This window comes from Flintibacter porci (assembly GCF_041925195.1).
In the GTDB taxonomy this organism is placed as follows: Bacteria; Bacillota; Clostridia; order Oscillospirales; family Oscillospiraceae; genus Lawsonibacter; species Lawsonibacter porci.
In genome coordinates, this window is sequence record NZ_JBHEVB010000015.1 from 1 (window position 1) to 16596 (window position 16596).

A 16596-nucleotide genomic window follows, 5' to 3' on the forward strand; every position below is an offset into this window, starting at 1 on the left:
CTCCTAATCATTCGGCCATCTCCCTTAAAAGTATTGCACACACTTTTAAGATAGCCGGTCTTTAGGCGTGGGTCAATTTTTGCCCGGCGTATAGGTCTATTTTACTCCGGCGATGACACCAAGCATAGAAGCCTGCACCGAACCCCGGAACAAAGGGGTTCAAATCTGGGCGATTCCTAAAATCAGCCCTTTGGCATCTATGGAATCATCGGTGAATTTTCGAGCAAAAAAAGCCCGGAAACGCTTGATGCCGTAGGCGTTCAGCCTACGGCATCTATAGCGTTTTGATATTCTGGAACATCGCAACACTATAGATGCCACGGTAACATAGCATGAAATATCATGCCGCAATCAATAACACTGTTTGAACTCATTGCGGAAAAGCTTTATCTGTTCAGAATATTTATTAAGATCTCTCTGTACCGTATAAGTAAAGTTGTTGATTTTTTCATTCTGTGGAGCGGTTCTCACTTTTTCGTTATAGAATTCGCTAAAACTTACTACATTGTATTGTTTAATGTTATCTTCGTGAATTCCAAGATCACTAAAAAATGAATTGGTATAAAGCTGCAATTGTTTTACAGCATCTCGTTCCTGTGTTGTCAAGAGATTTGAGTATGCTGCCAAGACTTTGTTACAAGATTCCTTGACTTCAAAAGCATTGAGAACATAAGAAACATAGAGAATGGAAGGATCGTCTATAGGAGGATACTCTATTAACTGAGATTCTTGCCTTTTTACCGAAGATAACAGCTCATATAATGCGTATTTTTTTATCTGCGAGATATCTTCGAGTTGCTTTTTTCTGAAGCCAATTGAGAAAACAAGTAGCGAAGCACTAAACACAAGCAGCGTAGAAAAAATGTAAGTTGCAATTTCTTTAATTCTTTGGATATCAAAAGTAAAGTTAAAAGAAATAAGATCTTTAAAGGATACATCAGAATTTGCTAAAATAAGACCCAAAAGGCTTGCAAGTAGTCCTATTATACAGGTGCTAATGTAATAGTGAGAACGTTTCATGTAGTTATCTCCAATCTGTAATGATAACTGCTGCGTTAGATTGTTCAGATTATTTTTTAAATCTTTCGCAGTTAAGCTATGTAAGATTGTTACAGGTACGCTGTTCCGTAATGCTGAAGCTTTTGCAAGGTTTATTCCGGAAAAACATAGCACCTGAAGTTTCATTTTTGCCTTTTCAGAGTCTCCCCCTTTAAGACGAATGAAGATTTGCTCGTAAGTGTTATATAATGCCAAGCCATAAACAACAGGAAGGTTTAACAAAAGTAATACGATGGGGAGCAAAAAGGATTTTAGTGTTTCTACGTTAATAAAGCCCTCTGGATCCTGGAAAAAACGCTGTATAGCGGTTATTAAAATTATAAGTCCCCATAGAACAGTTAAGCGATCGAAAAATTTTTTAACAGGCTGATGCTTTTTCTCCCGTTCAGACAAAGCATATACCAAAGAGAAGAATATTGTTATCGGTATGAGAATGATTTCTACCCATAAACTAAAGGTCCAGAAACCCACAAAGAATTCAATGATAACAGATAACGCTATATTCTCTTTTATCAAGCTGCCGAAGAAACGGCTATCTTTTGCTTTTTCAATTGTTTTCACGAAAATCGGAAACTCTACAAAGAGAACCCAGAATACTGTATCTTTGAGTAAATTGATGTTCCAAAAGCCAACCCACTTCAGAAAAGCGAGGACCAGGAACAAGAATCCGGCAAATACTAAATAAAAGGCAATAAATTTTCTGCTTAGCAGAAGAATGATTATCTCTTTAAGTGGCTTTCTTGCGGATTTTACGAAAAGAAGAGCAATACCGGAAACCATTACCCAAAAGCCAATGGCAATTTCACGATTATTAAATATTGCTTGAAGTGTATCCAATAGATTTCCTCCGTTTGCTCAGTTTCATTATTTTATTATATCAATTATTTCCAAGGACTTCAAATGTTCGGTGCGGATTAATGATGTATTCTTGTGCTAAGTTTACTGTGTTATTAATTGGAGGAGATGCTATGCCTATTGAAATATCCTGTGGATTTCAAGCGCAAAATTATTCAGCGTTACGAAAAAGGAGAATCCATTAAGGAACTCAGCCATGAGTTTCATATTGCACAGAGCACAATTTACCATTGGCGCAAACTATTCTATTCCATTCAGACGCCACAGCATACCTACACGCCCAAAGAGATTGATGCGCTTTCGAGAAAGCTTGAGAAGATGGAGCATGAAGTGGAGATCATTCGCCTTTCCGGATTTCTTGCCAAAGTGCCGCTCCGCAGGAAACTTGAAGTGCTGGAAAAGATATACCATGAAAACCAGCAGTTCAGCGTACATGAACTATGCGAAGCCCTGGGTGTTGCCCGGGGCACTTTTTATAATCACATATTTCGTCGTGCAGATCGAAGTAAACGGGAGGAAGAGCAAGCGGAGCTGATGTTAAGGGTACAGCAGATTTTTGATGACAGCCAGCAGCGCTTTGGTGCCGAGAAGATCAGAACCATTTTAGCGCAGAATGGGATAAAGGTCAGTGCCAAACGAATCTCTGCGATCATGCAGGAATTAGAGCTCAGAAGTATTCGTTCCGATGCAAAAAAACAGTATAAAAAGCGGCAGCAATATGCAAAGCGTAATTTACTCGAAAGAGAATTTACTGCGGAGCGTCCAAACCAGATATGGGTCAGTGACATTACATACTTTAGGGTTAACAACTATTGGGTATATCTCTGTATCATTTTGGACCTCTATGCCCGCAGGATCGTAGGTTACAGAGTATCTCGTAACGCCAGTACCAACTTGGTTACCGCCACATTTCGAAATGCTTATCAGGAACGCGGCAAGCCGAAAAATCTGACATTTCATAGTGATCGAGGAAAGCAGTACATATCTGCTGCTTTTACGTTGCTTCTTCAAAACAATGGAGTCAAACAGTCTTTTTCTGCCACCGGCCGCCCACATGACAACGCAATTGCTGAAGCCTTTTTTGCAACATTTAAAAAAGAAGGGGCATACCGCAGAGAGTATACCTCAGAGCAAAGCTTTTTCAAAAGCGTTGAGCAATATATTCGATTTTATTATAAAGTTCGTCCGCACCAAACACTCAAATACCAGACGCCGCAGGCTTTTGAAGAGAAGTACTATGCCAATTTTATCGAAAACGGGTGTTCAAATAGCGTCATGGAATGAAAATAATACTTTTCCATTTGGAGATTCTTGAAGTGCGCCGCCCGAAATATAAAAAAGAAAAAGCCTTGATACAACAAGGCTTTCCAAAAATAAAAAGTCCGTTTTTCAATAAAAATGTTCGAAAAACGGACTTCATTCATAATTTTGAATTACCAAACTCTAAAAAATACTTAGGTAAAGCCGATTAGATAAACGCTCCAGCAGCTGGATCCCCGCCAGACTGTTTCCCTTCTCGTCCAGGCCGGGGGAGAAGATGCCAATGCCCATCCGGGTGGGCACCACCGCCATGATGCCGCCTCCCACGCCGCTTTTGGCGGGGACGCCCACGTTCACCGCGAAGGCCCCCGACCCGTCGTACATACCGCAGGTCATGAGGATGGCGTTGACGTAGTTGCCGTACTCCCGGTCAAAGACCCGCTCCTCGGAGTTGGGCAGGGTGCCGTGGCTGGACAGCACCGACCCGATCACCGCCAGATCCTGGCTGGTCACCGAGATGGAGCAGGCCTTGAAGTAGAAGTCCAGCACCTCCTCCACGTCGTCCTCCAGCATTCCGTAGGTTTTCAGCAGAAAGGCCAGGGCCCGGTTTTTGTAGCCGGTGTGCTTTTCCGACAGGTACACGTCCTGATCCAGCTGGATGTCCGGGTTTCCCGCCAGCTTCCGGGTCAGCTCCAGCAGACGCTGGAACTTCTCCTCATAGCTGGCCCCATGAATGAGCCCGCAGATGGCAATGGCCCCCATGTTCACCATGGGGTTCAGGTGTTCGCTGAGCAGGGTCTGGTCGGTCACATTGATGGCGTCAAAGGGCTTGCCGGTGGCCTCCACCCCCACCCGGGAGCGGACATACTCCTCCCCGTTGTCCATCAGGGCCAGCAGCAGCAGGATGGGCTTGATGACACTCTGGATGGCAAAGGGCTTGTTCCAGTCTCCGGCGTGAAAGTGCTGCCCGTCGCTGCGCAGCACGTAGATGCCCAGGTCGTCCAGATTGGCCTTGGCCAGTTCGGGGATGTAGGTGGCCACCTTTCCCTGGCGGGTGTAGGGGCGGCACTGCTCCAAAAGTTCTTCTAACAACGCTTCCATATAAACCTCATTTCTTCTTTCCCGGTGCAGCCCTGAGCCGGGCCCTGTCCGGAGTTTAAAATTGCCGCGCATCCATGGGATGCGCGGCAATGGTTTTCCAGGGTGGTCTGCCCCGCTCAGGTGTTGGGCTCTTCCCCGTGCAGCTTGCGCATGGGAGCCAGCTGCATGGCCAGCAGACCCATGACAATGGCCACCACCATCATGCCGATGGCCAGCACCAGGGGCATAGTCCAGTCCCCCTGCTGCTCGGCCAGGGAGGGCAGCAGCAGCACGCCCACGCCAAGGCCCACGCACCGCATGCCGAAGACCAGGGGGATCACCCGGTCATAGCACTTGTTGCCGAACACCTTGGTGGTGACGATGGGGCCGTAGGTGGTGCCCACCACGTAGCCCGCGCCCAGCAGCACCACCGCCAGCAGCAGGGTCACCATGGTCCGGGACGCCTGCAGCCAGGCCAGCATGGCGGCCAGGCCCACGATGCCCGCGCCGAAGGCGGAGATCACGTAACTCTTGGGGCCCAGCTTGGAGGTGAGGGCACCCACCACAATGGACATCACCGCGATGGCGATGTTATTGACCGTGGAGTAGTTGGCCGCGTCCAGATCGCTCACCCCGTTGGTCATGAGAATGGTGGCAAGGTAGGGGGAGACCACCATGCTCAGGGCCCACAGCAGGCAGGAGAGCATGATGAGGTACAGGGAGGGGGAGCGCAGGGCCGTCTTGAAGTCCACGCCGAAGTCGGTGCTGCTACCCTTGCCCTCCTCCGAGGCCAGGGCCTCCGCCTTCTCCCAGCCCAGGGGCTTTTGGCCCAGCTGCTCGGGGGTACGCAGGGCGAAGACGTAGATGAGGATGCACAGCACACCCAGGCAGGCAAAGGCAATGCTGGTCACGCCAAAGCCGTACCGGGAGTCCAGCACGCCGAACAGCCAGGTGCCGGCGGCGCCGCCAAAGCCGATGCAGGCGATGGCCACGCCCAGGATGGATTCCCGCTTGTCAATGAACCACTGGCGGATAAAGGCGCTCATGCCGCTGCTGTAGCCAAAGGCCATGGAGGCGCCCACGATGGCCTCAAAGATACACACCAGGACCAGGGAGGGCAGGTACAGGTAGCCGGCCACAAACACACAGGCCACCAGGGAGCCGATGAGCACGCACCGGCGGGCGGTAAATTTTTCAATCAGGATGCCGCCGCCGAACAGGCCCACCAGGAAGGAGGCAAAGGTCTCCACCGTGGCAGGGACGCCCGCCGCCGTCAGGGAGCAGCCCAGCCGCTCGGACAGGGGGACGATGAGCAGGCTGTAGGCACCGTAGCTCATGCCGCAGGTGAATGTCATCAGCGCGGCAAGGAAGGCCTGAAAATAGCCGGAAAATTTCGGTTGGTTGGTCATAAAAATGGTCTCTTCCTCTCTTGATAAAAATGGTCGCCGGGGAAGGGGTTACAGCAAGCCAGCGGGCAGGGTGTAGGAGGCGCCGGGCCCCAGGGGGATGCCCAGGGTGGTCCAGATAAAGAAGAAAATAATCCAGACCACAGCCAGAATGAGGCTTATGGGGATAAGGCCGGCAAACACCTTGCCGATCTTCAGGTTGGGGTCGTAATCCCGGTTGGCAATGCTCAGCAGCATCCACACGTAGGGGTTCATGGGGGTAATGATGTTGAAGGGGGAGTCTGCCAGACGGTAAATGAGCTGAATCATGGCGGGGTGGTAGTTGAGCATCATCAGCATGGGCACAAACACCGGCCCCAGAATGGCCCACTTGGCCGAGGCGGAGGGCATGAAGAAGTTGGTCAGGGCCACGATGACGATGAAAATGAGGATGAGGGGGATGCCGGTCAGGCCGATGTTCTGGATGAAGTCGGCGCCGCCGATGGCGATGACGGTGCCAATGTTGGTCCAGCTGAACAGGGCGTTGAACTGGCCGCAGAAAAAGCAGAAGGTGAGGTAGGCACCCATGAGGGACATCTGTTTGTTGATGGCCTTTTCAATGTCGGTAAGGGAGCGGAACTTTTTTACCGTAAAGCCGTAGGCCACGCCCATGACAAAGAAGGCCACAAACATCACCGCAATGATGCCGTCCAGCAGGGGGGAGCCGATAAAGGACAGGCTGCCGTCCTCGTTGACCTTGGCCAGGGGGACCAGGAAGTAGCCGGCCACCACCAGGGCGGCGTACACCACCAGGGCGATGACGGCGTTGCGGATGCCCTTGCGCTCGATGCCGCCCAGCTCCTGCTTTTCAATGACGGGCAAGTCGGCGGGGCGGTGGTAGGGGCCGAACTGCTTGGCCACAATCTTCTCCGCCACAAAAGAGATGGTCAGGGCCACCAGGAAGGTGGAGGTAAAGGTGAAGTAGTAGTTGCAGCTCATATCCACCAGGAAATCGGAGTCAGGCAGGAAAGACTGGATGGCGGTGTTGGTCAGGCCGGAGGCAATGGAGTCGGAGGCGGAGAGCATCAGGTTGCAGGCAAAGCCCGCCTCACAGCCCGCATAGGCCACCAGCATGCCCACCACCGGGTGCTTGCCCACGCTGTAATACACCGCCGCGGCCAGGGGCATCAGCACGATGTTGCAGCAGTCGGAGGCGATGTTGCCGTTGCAGCCCACGAAGGCCACCACCAGGGGCACGATCACCTGGGGGGTATTGCGCAGAGCGCTGCGGATGGCGGCGCTGAACAGCCCGGCCTCGTCGCACAGGCCCACCGCCATGGTGAGAATGAGCACCATGCCCAGGGGGTAGAAGGAGGAGAAGTTCTCCACCATGGTCTCCAGAAACCAGTTGATGCCGTCGGCGGTAAAGAAGTTCTGTACCGACACCGTCTCGCCGGAGGCGGGGTTGATGAGGCTCACGCCCAGGCCGGACAGCAGGGCGCTGAGCACCGCCGTGGCCACAAACAGGATAAAGAAGATGACGCCGGGCGGGGGCAGCTTGTCACACACACGCTCAATCTTGCCCAGGATGCCCGGAGAGGTCTCTTGGATGGCATTACTCACAGCTTGTTCTCCCTTTCTCTTTGGTTTTCCGGCGCGGGCCGGGAAAAATCCAGAGGGCCCGGCCTGCGCCGGGCTGTTACAGCTCCGACAGAGCTCGGATCAGGGTCTTCCAGATCTCGTCAAAGGACTGCAGGCTCAGCCGCTCCGAGGTGGTGTGCTCGTCCAGCACCAGGGGGCCGATGGTCACCACGTCCAGGCCGGGGATCAGCCGGGTGAGATAGCCGGCCTCAATGCCGCCGTGGACAAAGAGCTCCTGGATGTGCCGGCCGGTGGTGGTGAAGAGGGCCTGGTCCACCGCGGCGCGGATGGGGGAGTTTTCGATGTAGTCAAAGCCAGCCACCCGGGCGGTCTCCCGGCGCTGGATGTGGTAGGCCTCACACACCATCTCCTGCTCCTCCTCCATCATGTCAATGAAGGACTCCATGGAGCTGCGGGCGCAGCAGCGGAAGCGGATGGAGTCCCCCTCCACCTTCCAGGTGCCCAGGTTGCTGGAGACGGTGGTGAGCCCCTCAAAGCGCATGCTGTGGTGGAAGTAGCCGTTGGGCAGGAAGCGGACAAAGCCGATGAGGTCGGCGCTGTCCTGGGCGCTCATGACCTGGTCCACAGTGCACTCGCTCAGCTCCAGCTTCAGGTCGGGGTCGCTCCACTGCAGCTGCTGCAGGAAGATCTCCCGGTACTGGTCTACCGTGGCGCTCACCTGCTCCCGGCTCAGGGCGGAGGTAAAGATGACGGTGCCGTGGCTGGGGATGACGTTGTCCGCGCTGCCCATGTCCGCGTCACAAAGCCGCACGTCCCCCTGCTTGAGCAGCGCAAACAGGACCTTGCCCGCGATCTTGATGGCGTTGCCCCGCTCCTTGTCGATATCCACGCCGCTGTGGCCGCTCTTCAGGCCGGAGACAGAAAGGCGGTAGCCCTTCTGCTGTCCCTTCTCCCAGGTGACCTGGCGGCTGAACTCGATGATCTGGCTGCCGGCGGTAGTCACATAGCTGGTGCCGCCGCCCACGTCGTCCAGGCCGATCATCCGCTTGGCGGTAAAGTACTCCGCCTTCAGGTTGGCCGCGCCGCTGCAGCCCACCTCTTCCTGCACAGTGAACACGCACTCCAGGGGGGGATGGGGCAGGGTATCGTCGTCCAGAATGGACAGCATGTAGGCTACGCCCACGCCATCGTCGGCGCCCAGAGTGGTGCCCTTGGCCCGCAGCCAGCCGTCCTCGACGTACAGCTCCAGGGGGTCTTTGCGGAAATCGTGGTCCTGTCCCGGGTCGCAGGCGCACACCATGTCGATGTGGGCCTGGAGCAGCACGGCAGGCCGATCCTCGTGTCCGGCAGAGGCCGGCTTATAGATGACCACATTGCCCATCTCGTCCTGCAGATGATGCAGTCCGTGTTCTTTGGCCCATGCAACCAGATAGTCGCTGTAGGGCTGCTCGTGGAAGGATCCGTGGGGAATGCGGGTCATCTCCTCAAAATATTTGTAATAAGGTACATTGGGATTCAAAACGGAATCCATAGTCAGGCCACATCCTTTCCGATGCCTCTCATAATTTAATGGACTGCATTATTATACTTCCTTTTAAAAAAAAGAAAAAGAAAGCCAATTTTTATTCAAACTTGATTTTTTTATCATAACTTTCTTCCCAGTTGATTTTTCTCCCCGCTTTCCCCACTTTTTTCAAATGCAGGTTGGGAAGTGCTGCAATTCAATTCATTTTTCTCTTTTTGTGAAAGCACGCAACAAAAAACTTGCAGAACAAAAATCCCCGCCCGGGGCAGAACGCAGCGCATTTCTGCCCCGGACGGGAATGGCATTTTTTGTTTTCTTGCTTAAAGGCACAGCACGTTGTTTTTCCGTAAAAAGCTCAGGGCGTCCTTGTCTACCGTCAACTGCTTTTCCAGGGCGGCCAGATCCCGCACGGGGGTGTCACTGATGTAGCATTTGGAGGCGCAGAAGCGGTAGTGGTCATTGAGGGCCCCGAAAAAGCCCTGGCAGTGGCCGGTGATGAGATCGGCGGTGCGGAAGCACACCAGCATAAAGTCTCCCTTGAGCAGAGGGTTGGCGAAGTAGAGCTGCACATTGGACTCGGAGCTGACCACAGAGCCCAGCATGATGTAGTCACTGTCCTGATAGCGGGACAGATCGGAGACGCCGTAGTAGGCCGTCACCTTTCGGGTTTCTCGCTGGATCATCAGCACACTGGTGGCTAACTCCGGCCGCTTGGTGTACCAAGTGTAAAGATACAGCGGAGAGTGCTGGAGAAAGGGCGGAAAATCGATATCTGGTTGGGAGACGGACCGGCTGGCTCCGGTATCTTGAGGGAGGAGCAGGGCGGGCGGGATATTCAGCACTTCCGCAATCTCATAGAGCGTGTAAAGATCCATGGAAATGTCGCCCTTCTCATATTTAGAGATACACGCCATGCTTTTGTTAATCTTGCCGGCCAACTCCTGCTGGGTCATGTGCTGAAGCTTACGATAGGTCTTAATGTTGCCGCCAACCTCTGCATAAAAATTAGATCCGTCCATTGTGATTCACCTGCTCTGCTCAGATTCTGGTGTGGTGCGGCTCTTGTTTCCATTAGAAACGGTTAAAGGTTGTCAAAATAATAACATAATCTCTTCAAAAGTCAATGTAGAAAAGCATAACACATCAGAATACTGATTCCTATTCTATTCTGGAAATCTGAATATATCCACATCTTACAACTAATTTCTATGTGCAAATTATATTTCAATGTATTTTGTCTCACTAATTTTTCTTGATAATCAGCTTATCCGCATATCAATACCTTGTGAATAATTTGGGAAAGCACCCCTCGGCATCCTTCCTCCACATCCCGCCAAGTTGTATCGAAATCATCAGTGTACCATGGATCAGCCACTTCGCCGGGGTGGTCGGTGAAGTCCATTAGCAGATGCATTTTGTCAGCAAAATCGCCGCCGCAGATCCGATACATATCCCGTAGATTGGCGCGATCCATCCCGATCAGCAGATCATATTTCTCATAGTCGCTGTTCTGAAGCTGGCGTGCCCTCTTGCCAGAGCAGTCGATCCCATGCTCGGCCAGCTTGCGGCGGGCCGGTGGATAGACAGGATTTCCAATCTCTTCGGTGCTGGTAGCTGCCGATTCGATAATGATTTTCTGTTCTAAACCTACCTTCTTCACCAAATCTTTCATAATAAACTCGGCCATCGGGCTTCTGCAAATATTGCCGTGACAGAGGAAAAGTATCTTGATCATACTCTGTACGCTCCAAATCATTACTATTGAACTCAGTATAGCACTGAACCTCAAACTCGTCGAGTTGGATTTCCAGATGAGCGTTAGACTTGATCTTTCTTTGAAGTTCTGCCTTTGACCAGCCAAACTGGCCGGCAGCACGCAGGTACCATCGCCGCTCCTCTATTTCCAGGTCCGCTTCCAGAATAACCACATTCTGCGTCCAGGCAATCTTCATGGCCAGCGCCAGTAACTCGGCATTTCCTGTATACATCCGATAAAACTCCCGCATCCGGCGCAGGTTACGAGGGGAGAAGCCGGAAACGTCCGGAAAACGGCTGTGTAGGTGCTCAGCTGCAGCGACTGCCGCACCTTTTTCCGGACGCTCACAAACCAGGCGTCCAAGTTCGCAGTACAGCTTCATCTGGGACAGTCCTGCGTCAACAGCCACATCTATAGCGGTAAACATGTCAGAGTAATCGATGTTCTTACGGATGTTCATGGTTGCTCCTTTCCAACACCTATCTTATTTAAAAACAGGACAAAGAGAAACGCAGGGGTATCTCCTGTCCTTCTCTTTGTCCTGTTACACCACTTGTACCATCTGTTCCCAGAGCAGCACGAAGCGGTCGTCGATAATTCTATTGTCGTGGTAATGTCCGAACAGCCAGTAGTGGAACTTGGCCTTTTCTTTGACTTCCTCCAGAAAGTCCGTCAAGTGGTCGTGAACATAACCACCATCTCCTAGTATGTCTACGATGCTGCTTGGGGCACAGTGAGTGACCACATAGTCTACTTTATAATGAATGCGTTCCAGATTGCGCCGTGCCTCCTCATACTCCGACTTGCTGGGAAGCTCCTGTTTCCACCAGGAGTGGTGGTTCACCCGGAAGCGGGCACCCATTCTTCGGAGGGCCCAATACTGTTCTTCAAAATCCGGTGCTTTGGGATTCAGAATACCATCGTCAATATCGTGGCTCCTGGCTCCGCCCATTGTGAAGAAGGAATATCCCTGCAGATCAAAGACCTGCCCTCGCATCAGATGGATTACATGAGGCCGAATGCGCTGGACTTTTCCGCCGTTCCATTCCTCTATGGGGTATTTCCTGAGCAGGTCGAAGTTTTCGTGGTTCCCGCTGACAAACAATGTGGTAAACGGCAGGTTTTCCAGCCGGTCTAGGCTGCGGGCATCCTTTTTGCCGCCTTCCCATACACCGCCGAAGTCGCCGCAGATGATCATAAAATCATCCCTGGTCATTTGAGCCTGCTCTGGGAAGTGTTCTGGAGTAAACCGCTGAAAGTTGCCGTGGGTATCGCCGGTAACATAGATCATATTGATTCACCTTCTTTCGCTTATTATATCATATCTTGCTCCACCTGAATGCCGCCGCGGAGGAACACCGTAATTTTTTCTGCTGAATGAACTTTAACCGTATCTACAAGCTGACGAATGATTGTTTCATCCCACTGACTGATGTAGGCAGTTGCCTGTCCCAGGGCCACAGTCGCTGCATCAACTCGCCGGGCAGCCAAAGCATCGTTTTGGCGTCGTTCCTGAATGAATGCCCGTTTTTCTTTTAATTCGGCGGCCTCATTCATAATTGCTCTTAACTGAGAGGTATAAGCCGTGGAATCTTCGCTTTGAGCTGCTTCTGCCACCAGCTTACGGGTTTGGTCATTCAATTCACCCAGGCGATGCTCAATGTCCGCAAGGCTCATGCTCTCTCCTGGAACCGGAGCAATTTCCAGCTCCATAGCGGATGTGATTTGACGAATGAGGGTGTCTTTCTTACTCATAACGGAGTTAATGGCAGCAAGAATCGTCTGCTGGAGGGGTTCCTCATCCAATGTAGGTGAGTCGTGGCAGTATTTTGTCCCATAGTCCAGACGGCTGACACAGCGCCATACCACACGCTTTTTTCCACCTTTAGACCAGGTGCATCTGCGGTACAGCGTTCCACATTCACCGCAGACCAAACGCTCCGATAAGGCGTACTTGCTGGCGTAGGATGTCAGCCCTGTGGGGGCTTTCTTCTTGGAGGGGCTTTTCCCGGCGTTGCGCCGTGCCATCTCTGTCTGCACCGCATCAAAGGTTTTTCGTTCCACAATGCCGTCATGATGATTTTGCAGAAGATACATGGGCAGCTGACCGGTATTGCGGATGACTTTCCGGCTGATACAGTCGCTGATGTAGGTCTTTTGCAGAAGAACATCTCCGCAGTATTTTTCGTTGGTCAGGATACCTCGAATGGCCGTGATCGTCCATTGAGGATTTCCAGCTACATTCAGAATCTGTTCCGATTCCAATCGCTCCTTAATCATCCGCAGACTGGCTCCGGTCAGGTATTGGTTATAGATGGATCGAACTACCTCTGCCTGTTCTGGAATTATTCTTGGGTTCCCATCATCCCCCTTTTTATAAGCGTACAGCCGGTCATATTGGATGTTGGCTTTTCCTTCCCGCATGGCCTGCCGCTTTCCCCAGCGGACATTGGCGCTGATGCTTTCACTCTCGGACTGAGCAAAGGCCCCAAGCATGGTAATGAGAATCTCGCTGTCTGCCTCCAGCGTATTGATATTTTCCTTTTCGAAGATGACCGCGATTCCCAGCGCCCGCAACGCTCGGATATAGTTCAGGCAGTCCACCGTATTTCTGGCAAATCGGGAGATGGATTTCGTCAGGACAATGTCGATCTTCTTCTGCTTGCACATCCGAATCATCCTTAGAAACTCAGGTCTTTTTCGTGCTGAGGTGCCTGTGATGCCCTCATCTGCAAAGATTCCGGCCATAGTCCAATCTCGGTTGGTCATGATCTTATCTGTATAGTAGTTTTGCTGGGCCTCATAGCTGGTGAGCTGTTCCTCGTCATCTGTGGAGACAAGGCAGTATGCCGCCACGCGAAGCTGCCGTTTGACAGTCTGCTGGGCTGCGGCCTCCGGCTTTGCAGGGATGATGATGACCTTGGCGGCGCTTTCCCTCATTACATATCTCCCCTTCCTATGATTTGGTCATTTTTTAAGTAAACATCCAGTGTACCATCCGCATAACAGTGAATTGCCGCCACAATACTTTGCAGCAATTCCGCATCCAGCTCTGCCATGATCGCATGTCTGGAAAGCACCCTGCGCAGGCGAATGGTTTCATATTCACAGGAAGTGATTGCTGTGTACTGAGCGGCGGCCATAGATAAAATCAGCTTTTGGGCTTTCTCTTCCTCAATTGGCTGTTCCTCCATCACCTGCTCTAGTTCGTGCTGCAATTTATGTACCTCAGATTGATTGGAGGGCATTGTTTCCGGCAGCTTAACTCGATCTGGTGATGTAACCAGACGATTCAGCAGATTCAGCACCTGAACTTCCATTGATTTCGTAGCAGCTTGCCCACTGAGTCGGCGAAGAATTTTCTGAGCCTGTGTTTTTTGAGACAGAACATGCTTTGCGCGTCGCTTTGCAAGTGCCCTTGTTAAGATCTCCTGGTCAATCACTGGTGGGTAATCATGCTTTCCAGTATACCGTTCATCCTCCAGAATCCGGGCCACCATATTTTTATTCCAGACTTTCCCTTCGCTATATGGGATGGATTGTTCTCGCAGCTCCTCGACCAAGGTACTGAAGGTAGCCCCGGCAAGATATTTCCGGAAGATATGCTCCACCAGTTCTGTCTCCTGGGGATGGATCACAATTTCCCCCATAATAACTCTATATCCAAAGGGCTGCTTTCGGTTTCCCATCATCGCACCGTCCTTTCCATGGTTTCTGTTAACTCCAGCCCATTTTTCAGGCGGAATCGGATTTGCTCGTTGCTTTCCACAATAATCTTTTCAACAAGCTCACCGAACAGCTCCGCATCAAAGCTGTCAAGGAAGTCCGGGCCATCATCCAGGATTTCCATCAGCTCGCGCGTTTGGACGATGGTATTGTCGCCATCAACGGCCAGGAGGCTCTCCTTTTTCCGCTTTGCAGTGCGGAACTGTTCGGTCAACTCATTGCTCTGGAATATAAAAATGTCAGAATCAATGAGGCCCTGCTGTTTCAGCTTGGCCAACATCTGATTCTGACTGGCAAGTTCAGATATTTGTTTGTTGAGTTCAATAATATCCATACTCCAGAGCATCCGGCGGTTGCGAACGGCTTGGAGCGCGGTAAGCATTGAGGTGAAAATAGGGGCTCCATGATGTTTAAGTTTATAATAGAGGCGGAAGAACGCGTTCTGAATTTCCACTTCGGGAATCTGCGTTATCGCACAGGCTCCCGCATCTTCTTCATGGGTTCTGCAGGACCAATACATCTTTTGATTCTGCTTTTTCCAGCGAAATGTGTTTCCACACACCCCACAACGCAGTTTGCCGGACAAGCAGCGCGGATTTGCTGCACGTATCACCTCTCGCTTAGCTCGGAGCTTTTGAACTCGATCAAATAGTTCTATATCTACAATGGAATCATTGCTGTTTGGTACAAAGTACATTTCCTTCTCTCCCCTATTCCGCTTTTGCTCTGGAGGGAAGAAATTTGTCCTATACCGCTTCTGCAACAGTGCATTTCCTGCGTAGCGCTCATTTTTTAACATATATTCAATCCGCTCACGTCTCCAGGGTCTGCGCTGCGGATATTCCGCATTTAATTCTTGCGCGATAGTTCGGGAGGTCTTTCCATTGAGATAATCGATAAATATCCTTCGTACTACAACAGCCTCCTCCGGTATAATTTTCAATTTGTGATGTTCCAAGCGATAGCCATACGGCGCCAAGCAGGTATTAAATTCTCCATTCATCATCCGCATCTTAATGCCAAGGCGCATATTTTGTGATGTGCTTTCGCTCTCCGCCTGGGCAAAGGAGGCGAACAATGCTGTCATCATTTCACCGGACATAGTTGAGGTGTCGATGTTTTCTTTTTCGAAACAAATCCCGATTCCCAGTGCTTTCAGCTCCCGGATGGCCTCCAGGCATTCCTTGGTGTTGCGGGCAAAGCGGGAGATGGACTTTACCAACACTTTGTCAATCAAACCTCTGCGGCAGTCTGCCAGGAGCCGCTGGAAGTCCTCTCGTTTTTCTGTTGAAGTCCCGGTTATGCCCTCGTCGGCATATATGTCCACCAGGCTCCAGTTTTCTTTACTAGAGATCAAGCTGATGTAGTACCGATTCTGAGCAGCGAAGGAGTTAAGCTGATCATCAGAAGCGGAACTAACGCGGGCGTAGGCTGCCACCCGTAATTTGATATTTTGGGGGCTTTGGGTTGCCTCAATGGTAATGACCCGGCACCTCTTTTCCTGCAGTGCCATACTTCCCTCGGTTTGCCGGTTTTTTGCCATGCTGCTTCACCTCCTGCGCGACACAAACACTACCACACTTTTAGAGAAATATCTATGAAAACATCAACCATTCAGAGAGAAATAATAAGGTCTGCACCTGTTTGGACAGCAATTCTGGAGAGAATTCGTTTGGCCTCTTTGTCTGTGAGTTTGCCTTGTTCGCACAACCGACGCAAGCAACGGTTTACAAGGGGCTACAAGCGGTATAAAGAAACAAGTGATTTGACGGAGTGGAAAATAGGTCATATTTTCCACTCTATTTTTACATAGTCGCTGGTTGCGCTGATTGATGAAATCAGGCCGTCAGCGGCTTTCCTTTTGTCCTCAAAGCTGATGTTCTCCCAATCGTCCAGATAACCGGACAGCAATTCAATCTGCTGGGAGGACAGCGTTTCAACGGACAGGTCTGCAATCGCCTTGGACAGCGTTTTGCGGCGGTTGTCCAAGTCCTCGATTTTCTTGTTAGCGTAATCAGGTCTTTCATATCCGTGAGCTTCAGCTTATCTGCCATAGCCTGAAATTGGGAAATCTCGACAGCATCAAATCCATCCAGACGCTTTGCCAGGTAGTCCAGCTCATCAATGTTGACCTTGCAGCCTTCCAGACACCGGAGGGTCGGGTATGCCCTTGTAAGTTCTTCAACCTGGCAGTCTTTGTTCAGAGCATCGCCAATGCCCAAGGAAGAAAGCAGTTCCATGCAATGGCCATATTCACTGGCCTTGATGGGAAGAGGCATGGAAACCTCTCCGTATTCAGGATGGTCATTGTTTTTTAAAATTGCTACCATTCTCATATTTTCACCCCA

13 protein-coding genes and 1 pseudogene are annotated in these 16596 nt (G+C 51.1%); 1 reads left to right on the plus strand and 13 read right to left on the minus strand.

Going from position 1 to position 16596, the window contains the following annotated elements; all coding sequences use genetic code 11:
• Positions 1-351: 351 nt before the first annotated feature.
• A complete protein-coding gene (locus ACEVJL_RS13610; RefSeq protein WP_302667491.1) occupies positions 352-1896 on the minus strand; it encodes a hypothetical protein in 1545 nt (514 codons plus the stop codon).
• A 138-nt stretch (positions 1897-2034) separates the two neighbouring features.
• Between ACEVJL_RS13610 and ACEVJL_RS13615 the strand changes: the two genes are divergently transcribed.
• Positions 2035-3198, plus strand: coding sequence for an IS3 family transposase (locus tag ACEVJL_RS13615; protein ID WP_302667492.1), 1164 nt, complete (start codon positions 2035-2037; stop codon positions 3196-3198).
• A gap of 159 nt (positions 3199-3357) precedes the next feature.
• Here ACEVJL_RS13615 and glsA read toward each other — a convergent pair whose 3' ends face one another.
• The 12 genes and pseudogenes from glsA to ACEVJL_RS13675 all read right to left on the minus strand — a co-directional run bounded on the left by glsA (position 3358) and on the right by ACEVJL_RS13675 (position 16584).
• Positions 3358-4275 (minus strand): glutaminase A, encoded by a 918-nt coding sequence (gene glsA, locus ACEVJL_RS13620; RefSeq protein WP_302667493.1) that lies wholly within the window; start codon positions 4273-4275, stop codon positions 3358-3360.
• A gap of 116 nt (positions 4276-4391) precedes the next feature.
• Positions 4392-5663 carry an MFS transporter gene (locus ACEVJL_RS13625; RefSeq protein WP_374738161.1) on the minus strand — a complete coding sequence of 424 codons (1272 nt, stop codon included), beginning with the start codon at positions 5661-5663 and terminating at the stop codon, positions 4392-4394.
• 48 nt (positions 5664-5711) lie between these two features.
• Entirely contained in the window at positions 5712-7262 is a 1551-nt protein-coding gene (locus tag ACEVJL_RS13630) for an AbgT family transporter (RefSeq protein ID WP_374738162.1), read from the minus strand.
• Between the two features lie 76 nt (positions 7263-7338).
• Positions 7339-8772 carry a beta-Ala-His dipeptidase gene (gene pepD / locus ACEVJL_RS13635; protein ID WP_374738163.1) on the minus strand — a complete coding sequence of 478 codons (1434 nt, stop codon included), beginning with the start codon at positions 8770-8772 and terminating at the stop codon, positions 7339-7341.
• Between the two features lie 314 nt (positions 8773-9086).
• Positions 9087-9785 (minus strand): helix-turn-helix domain-containing protein, encoded by a 699-nt coding sequence (locus ACEVJL_RS13640; protein ID WP_302667844.1) that lies wholly within the window; start codon positions 9783-9785, stop codon positions 9087-9089.
• Positions 9786-10030: 245 nt separating this feature from the next.
• The gene (locus tag ACEVJL_RS13645; protein WP_186879002.1) at positions 10031-10501 is read right to left on the minus strand and encodes a low molecular weight protein-tyrosine-phosphatase; all 471 of its coding nucleotides are present in this window, start codon (positions 10499-10501) and stop codon (positions 10031-10033) included.
• Positions 10502-10589: 88 nt separating this feature from the next.
• Positions 10590-10982, minus strand: a pseudogene (locus ACEVJL_RS13650) (DUF1016 N-terminal domain-containing protein); the annotation flags it as partial.
• An 84-nt stretch (positions 10983-11066) separates the two neighbouring features.
• Positions 11067-11813 (minus strand): metallophosphoesterase family protein, encoded by a 747-nt coding sequence (locus ACEVJL_RS13655; protein ID WP_302667845.1) that lies wholly within the window; start codon positions 11811-11813, stop codon positions 11067-11069.
• A gap of 23 nt (positions 11814-11836) precedes the next feature.
• Entirely contained in the window at positions 11837-13462 is a 1626-nt protein-coding gene (locus tag ACEVJL_RS13660; RefSeq protein WP_374738164.1) for a recombinase family protein, read from the minus strand.
• The gene (locus ACEVJL_RS13665; RefSeq protein WP_374738165.1) at positions 13462-14214 is read right to left on the minus strand and encodes a recombinase family protein; all 753 of its coding nucleotides are present in this window, start codon (positions 14212-14214) and stop codon (positions 13462-13464) included. Before ACEVJL_RS13665 ends, ACEVJL_RS13660 begins: the two co-directional genes overlap by 1 nt.
• The gene (locus ACEVJL_RS13670) at positions 14211-15791 is read right to left on the minus strand and encodes a recombinase family protein (protein WP_302667848.1); all 1581 of its coding nucleotides are present in this window, start codon (positions 15789-15791) and stop codon (positions 14211-14213) included. Before ACEVJL_RS13670 ends, ACEVJL_RS13665 begins: the two co-directional genes overlap by 4 nt.
• A gap of 295 nt (positions 15792-16086) precedes the next feature.
• Entirely contained in the window at positions 16087-16584 is a 498-nt protein-coding gene (locus tag ACEVJL_RS13675) for a hypothetical protein (protein WP_374738166.1), read from the minus strand.
• Between the last annotated feature and the right edge of the window lie 12 nt (positions 16585-16596).